This is a genomic window from Microcystis viridis FACHB-1342 (assembly GCF_014698335.1).
Taxonomy (GTDB): domain Bacteria; phylum Cyanobacteriota; class Cyanobacteriia; order Cyanobacteriales; family Microcystaceae; genus Microcystis; species Microcystis ichthyoblabe_A.
Genome location: NZ_JACJSV010000118.1, coordinates 1 through 6,221 on the forward strand (window position 1 = coordinate 1; position 6,221 = coordinate 6,221).

Annotated in this window: 5 protein-coding genes and 1 pseudogene; 2 read left to right on the forward strand and 4 right to left on the reverse strand. The window is 42.2% G+C overall.

Translation table 11 applies throughout. From position 1 onward, the window contains the following. Positions 1-149: 149 nt before the first annotated feature. Together H6G40_RS22295 and H6G40_RS22300 are read right to left on the reverse strand one after the other, a co-directional pair. The gene (locus tag H6G40_RS22295) at positions 150-368 is read right to left on the reverse strand and encodes a hypothetical protein (protein ID WP_002732519.1); all 219 of its coding nucleotides are present in this window, start codon (positions 366-368) and stop codon (positions 150-152) included. A 128-nt stretch (positions 369-496) separates the two neighbouring features. Then, positions 497-2,041 carry a serine/threonine protein kinase gene (locus H6G40_RS22300; protein WP_042790376.1) on the reverse strand — a complete coding sequence of 515 codons (1,545 nt, stop codon included), beginning with the start codon at positions 2,039-2,041 and terminating at the stop codon, positions 497-499. Between the two features lie 417 nt (positions 2,042-2,458). Here H6G40_RS22300 and cruF point away from each other — a divergent pair, with 417 nt between their 5' ends. Then, on the forward strand, positions 2,459-3,373 hold the full coding sequence (cruF, locus tag H6G40_RS22305; protein WP_002732974.1) for a gamma-carotene 1'-hydroxylase CruF: 915 nt from the start codon (positions 2,459-2,461) through the stop codon (positions 3,371-3,373). A gap of 1 nt (position 3,374) precedes the next feature. Beyond that, positions 3,375-4,562, forward strand: a complete 1,188-nt coding sequence (gene cruG / locus H6G40_RS22310) for a 2'-O-glycosyltransferase CruG (RefSeq protein ID WP_002732038.1) — start codon at positions 3,375-3,377, stop codon at positions 4,560-4,562. A gap of 162 nt (positions 4,563-4,724) precedes the next feature. Here cruG and H6G40_RS22315 read toward each other — a convergent pair whose 3' ends face one another. Beyond that, positions 4,725-6,098 carry a restriction endonuclease subunit S gene (locus H6G40_RS22315; RefSeq protein WP_081330802.1) on the reverse strand — a complete coding sequence of 458 codons (1,374 nt, stop codon included), beginning with the start codon at positions 6,096-6,098 and terminating at the stop codon, positions 4,725-4,727. Continuing rightward, a pseudogene (locus tag H6G40_RS22320) lies at positions 6,070-6,221 on the reverse strand (ISKra4-like element ISMae18 family transposase); the annotation flags it as partial. The pseudogene H6G40_RS22320 and the gene H6G40_RS22315, both read right to left, overlap by 29 nt.

Here is a 6,221-nt window from a genome sequence, read left to right on the forward strand (position 1 = left end):
GAAGGCAATTGATAGCCTGTTAAATTCCCTTGTTTCCACCACCTCCAAGCCGTTCGATAACTTATTCCTGTTTTTTTTGCCTAGTCCGATAGTTTTGTCTGTACATACTACCATGAATGACTATATATGACCATATTTGTATTGAAACTTTACAATACTTCACTGGCTAGAGTAGTTTCACCCATTGCTATTTCCTGACGCACCATCGCAGTCATCTGCTCCCATTGCTCATCTGTTGTGGCAGCAAAACTAGCTTCCCATTTTTGCTCGTCTTTCAACTTATCCAGAAACCGTGATGCGATTGCATCCTGTTGTTCGGGCAGAAGTTGTTGGATTTGAGCGATCGCCTGTTGCAGCAGTTTAGTCATAGGTTCATCGCAGTAAATACTGCAATCACATACAGTTCCTCGATTCTAACCGAAGTTCAGAAAAATTTTTCGTCAGACTCAGGAACTATCTAGGCTCCACTACGAACTTCCCATCGAGATAATGGCGATTAAATTGGTATGCCTTGGGCTAATTCCGACTCTAATTTGGCCAGAATTTTGGGTTTAAGTTCCTCCAGTTTCTGTTTTAACGTCTGCTTGCTAATTTGCGGGCTGCCCACTGGAGCTAATTGACTATCTCTCACCCATTGCTGCAAAATTTGGCATTGATTGGCGGGAATATTAGCGGTGATCACATTTTCACAGATTGGGCCACCTTCGAGGGAGAAAAATAAAATCCAGTATTGACCGGTTTCGGCGAGGGTTTTGGTCATTTTTTGACCCTGGGGGGTTTTTAAGTCCAAATAACAGGGCAACCAGCGGGGTCCCTGTTGACGATGATAGAGGACAGTAATCCAGAGAATCATCGGGTGGGGTGTGGGTAAGAAGAGGAATTGATTATAACGGACACTAGCAACCCGGACGGGGATATCTTCTCGATCCAACATTACCCATAAACTGGCAAAAACGCCGTCGGCAGACTTGATACAGCGTGGGAAGACGATTTTTTGGCGCGGTTTATCCTCGGGCCAAATGGATTTGAGACAGATATCCTTGGTATTCGCGACAGCAAGATCGGTTCGATCTAAATCTTCAAGGGTTTTAGTTTTGGTGGTGTAATCGTCGATTTTTTTGACTATTTCACCGATACGATGCAATTTATTCGGTTGATTATTTTTGACTAGGGGTTCGAGTCGTTCGAGAAGTTGTAGTATATCTGTAATACTTTGCGGTCGATCGCTGGGTGCTTTGGCTAAACAGCGCAGGATTAACTGTTCTAATTCTGGCGGTAATTGCAAGCTAGGATTAAAGGGACGGGGTTTAGCGTGGTGGTGAACCTCATACCAACTGCCAAAGGAGGAATTATCGGGAAAAAAGGGCGTTTTTCCCGTGAGCATCTCGTACATCACGATCCCGAAACTGTAGATATCGGAACGATGATCGAGTTCTTTACCTTCCATCTGTTCTGGGGAACAATAGGCTAAGGTTCCCATAAACGATTGGGTTTGGGATTCTCCCGACTGGATGAGTTTAGCGATGCCAAAATCGAGAATTTTCACCAATTCTCCTAATCCTGAGTCCTGAATCACGATAATATTGCTAGGTTTGATGTCCCGGTGAATAATCGGACAGATCTCGCCTTGGAAGATAATACCCTTATGAGCGCATTCGATGCCGAAACAAATCTGACGGGTGAGATGAAAGAAGCGCGAGAGAGGCAGCGGGTGATATTTGATGATTTCTCCTATGCTTTCCCCCTGCAAAAATTCCATGACGTAGAAGGGGACTTCCTTTTCATCTATACCATAATCACGAACTTTAACAATATGAATACTTTTTTCGCCTAAAAGTGCCGAAATAGTTGCCTCTCGCTCGAAACGCTCACGCATTCTTTTGTTGAGGAGAGTTTGCGAGAGAAATTTCACGGCGACGGTTACGCCACCTAATAGTTTATCTTCCGCTCGATATACTTGTCCCATGGCACCGCTACCGATCAACTCGACCAGTTGGTATCGATTGGCAAGCAGGCGCCGATGTCTAGATTCTGCCGACATAGCTAGTCTAACGTTTTAATTATAGTGAGTCTGATGGAGAGAGTTTCTTAAAGAACCGCTGCAATTCCTAAGTGATCAAGAGGACTTAACTCTAGAATGCCCTTTTTTTAGGCTAAAAACATGATTGTGAATATATATTGTCAGGCATTTTTAGCCATTGCCCCTAGCATAATTAATTTTTGGGGGTTGAAAAAAATGAAAAAACTAAGTATAAAGTAACATAAAATCTCTAAATAAACCATTTAATTGATTTTCCTCCCTCCTGACTGCTGCCTACTGACTCCTAAACAACTAATACAGGCAAATCCCTAACCCGCGTAAAACTTTTTTGCCGCAAGTGACCGATCTGCGTAATAATCCTTTAATAAAGATTTGTAAACTTGAAAATGATTATCCTTTCGCAGCGCTAGAGATTTAATGAGACGACTAATTGCGATCGAAAAAGCTCTGCTCATCGGTCATATTGTATCGATGGCTTTTGGACTAGCCGGATTGTTGCTAGTTCTGCCCCATCCCGAATTTGTGGTCAATTTACCAGATTTTGGCAAAACCTTCTTTGCTTGGTCAATGGCTGGGGGGGGTGTGGTGTATATGGTGTTAGGAATGGCAGCCGTGGCTGTTTATGCCTATCGGACTCTAGGAGTGTGGCACTGGTTAGGATTCATGGTTCCCGCTATCAGTTTATCCCTTTGTAGCGAACTATTAGGAACCAGTACCGGCTTTCCTTTCGGTCATTATCGTTATCTTTCGGGCTTAGGTTACAAAATTGCGGGTTTAGTCCCCTTTACTATCCCCCTATCTTGGTTTTATCTCGGTTTTAGTGCCTATATTATCGCTCGTGTTGGTTTATCCACTCTTGCTATACCCCAGTGGCTACAAAATCTAGGATCGATCGCTATCGGGGCGGTATTATTAACTTCCTGGGATTTTGTCCTAGATCCGGCCATGAGTCAAACTACCATCCCCTTCTGGATTTGGGAACAACCGGGGGCTTTTTTTGGGATGCCCTACGAAAATTTTGCCGGTTGGTTCGGCACGGGCTGTGTTTTTATGACGGTAGCCACTTTAATTTGGCAAGTGCAACCGGTGAAACTGCCAAGTCAAGATTTAACCCTGCCTTTTGTGATGTATTTGGGTAATTTTGGCTTTGCTACGGTCATGAGTATGGGTGCCGGTATTTATCCGCCGATTTTCTTAGGATTACTCACCGGTATTCTGCCTTTAACACTCCTCTATAATCGCGCCAAGGCTGTTGCTTCCGGGCAAACAGTGCCGACAAGCGAAGTAACAACCCTAAAAATCCCCTTTGTTTCGGTGAGAGGAGCCAAATAAGTTGTTAACTGAGATAATTCTCGGTGCATTCTGCCTGGGGCTACTGCTGTCTCAGGCTGTTGCCTTTTTTATCCTTCTTTCCCGTCTGCTAAAAGGGGCGCGTCGTCGTCCTCCCCTGACTCCCCAACCTCCCACCCCGGAGATGTTAGGGACAGTAAGCGTGATTGTGCCGACGTTAAACGAAGTGGCCAGGATTGACGGTTGTTTACAGGGATTGAGTCAACAGAGTTACGAAGTGCGAGAAATTCTGATTGTCGATAGCAATTCCCAAGATGGTACGCGGGAAAAAGTCAAGGAGATGGCGGCAAAAGACCCCCGCTTTCGCTTGAAAACCGATGATCCTTTGCCCCCCGATTGGGTAGGTCGTCCCTGGGCGTTACACAATGGTTTTTTGTTTAGTTCTCCTGAAAGTGACTGGATTTTGGGCATTGATGCCGATACGCAACCCCAAGCAAATTTAGTGGCTAGTTTAGTTAAAGCTGCGATCGCAGAAGGTTATGATTTAGTTTCCCTGTCGCCGCAATTTATCCTCTCCTATCCGGGAGAATGGTGGTTACAGCCAGCTTTATTGATGACTTTGCTCTATCGCTTTGATGCGGCCGGAGTGCGCGGGCAAGATCCCCAACGAGTCATGGCCAATGGTCAATGTTTTCTCTGCCGGCGGTCAGTTTTAGCGGCTTTAGACGGTTATAGCGGGGCAAAAGGTTCTTTTTGCGATGATGTCACCCTGGCCCGTCTAGCGGCAACGAAAGGCTATCGGGTGGGATTTCTCGATGGGGCGAAGTTGATTCGCGTGCGGATGTACGAAGGACTTAAGGAAACTTGGCGCGAATGGGGCAGATCCCTTGACCTCAAAGATGCCTCCTATCAGGGGCAATTATGGGGCGATTTAGCTTTATTAGCTCTTACTCAGGGATTACCGATAATTATCACTCCTTTACTGCTCACAGCTTTGATTTTTGGCTACGATTTCCTGAGTTTAAAAATTGTCTTGACTTTAAACCTGCTGCTGTTATTGATTCGTTTTGCCCTTTTATTGGCTGTCTCTCCTAGCTACTATCGCGGCGAAAAAGTCAATCTATCTTCGGGATTATTTTGGCTATCTCCCCTCGCGGATCCGCTGGCAGTTATCCGCATTTTTATCTCTGCTTTTACCCGTCCCCAAAGTTGGCGCGGTCGATTGTATTAAAAATATGGCTCTCTTAGGTTTGGTGGGTAAAATGGATTCTAAGATACAGTCCTGTTGGCGAGGGAGTGGAACGAACCACAAAGACACAGAGGACACAAAGATCGATCATATTGTAAGTTAAACTGATCACACAGAACCTAGAAGAGCCGATAAATTAGGCTTTTAGTCATCACCTAAAATCATGGCTTCGACTTCCTGTTTAGCTTTTTCTAGGTCGTCTTTGGCTTGTTGTTGGAGTTGTTTGGCTTGATTACGAATTGCCGTGATATGCTCACTAATTTCTATTTGTTTTTCAAGAGGAGGCAGAGGAATTTTAAAATTTAGAACATCAGGTTTTGATGTGTTAGGTCTTACTGATGTTATAGTTAGACTTTTGTTAAGTTGCTCTTGAACAACAATAGAAGACAGAATATTAAATAAATATTTCTGATCAACATAGTTCCTATCGCCTCTAATCACAAAGGAAAAAGACCCGAAAGTATAGCCTTCATATTCTTCTGTTACGAAAGCACATTTTCCAGTTGTGTTACCACACTGTACCATTAAAATATCATTTGCCTTAACCAATTTTTGATAAAGTCTTGGGGTATCAAATTTAATATACTTAATGTCTGACATATCAATATAGCCATCTTTTTTAATGTTTGTAACTCTAATCATTGGTAAACCATCTGCGTCTGAAAAAGCATAGTCTTGAGTCGGCATTAAACCATAATCAAAAAATGATACAATATCTTTCAGCTTTTTGACTCTTATAGGCATTGATTTTAATTTATTCCCTAAATATTTAAACTTATTTTGATATGGATAAGGATCAAACCTATCGCCTGATACCTCGCTTAAATTACGGATAAAAATTCGGTTTTTAATAGTGTTTTCTTCGGGTTCGGGTAACTCAATCCCCAACTCCCCTAACAGATAATCATCAATACTATCTAGTAATCGCTGTGCTTCCAGTTCTTTTTGTTTTTTAGCCGCATAAGCATCATCCATTTTTGCAACAATTTTATCTTGAATTTCAAGTAATGGATTAGGAATGAGAATATTTTTTAGTTCTTCTTGTGTAATAGCAGGATAGTTCCCACCGCTACTCCTCTGTTCCATTTGTTTTAAAGAAAGTGATTGTCTAAGAATATGAAATAAAAATTTATTATTTATATTGTTTTTAGTAATCTTTCGGATAATTGAAAAGCCAGTAGATGCGATAAATAGATGCTCTACTTCATCTATTTTTACAATTGCACCTCTATTCGGTCGAGTTGTAGAAATAAGAATATCTCCACCTCTCACGATCATTTTTGCTCTACTTGGTGCATCTTGAATCTCAATATTGCTAATATTTTTAATTTCTCCAGAGGAAATATCTATTTCGCCAATTTCAATATAGGGAAATATTTTATTAAAAATAGTTTTTTGATCCCATGTTTCATCAGAAAATTCAACGAAATGACCTAGCTTATTATTAGGTAGCTTGGGAGCATCCCAGTTTTGCAATGAGTAAAAATACTCAGGCAATATCGCCGTTGAGATAAGCACAACGTAGCTTCAAATACTGAGGAACATTCTCTGCTTTCCATTGTGCTCCCACAATTTTCATTCTTGCACCTATTTGCTTAATCTTTGACTCTACACTTCCAGAACCGATGCAAATCCCTTGTG

Excerpts from the sequence above, each read along its gene's own strand:
- H6G40_RS22295 (WP_002732519.1), bottom strand. The coding sequence starts at position 368 with ATGACTAAACTGCTGCAACAGGCGATCGCTCAAATCCAACAACTTCTG.
- H6G40_RS22300 (WP_042790376.1), bottom strand. The coding sequence starts at position 2,041 with ATGTCGGCAGAATCTAGACATCGGCGCCTGCTTGCCAATCGATACCAA.
- cruF (WP_002732974.1), top strand. The coding sequence starts at position 2,459 with ATGAGACGACTAATTGCGATCGAAAAAGCTCTGCTCATCGGTCATATT.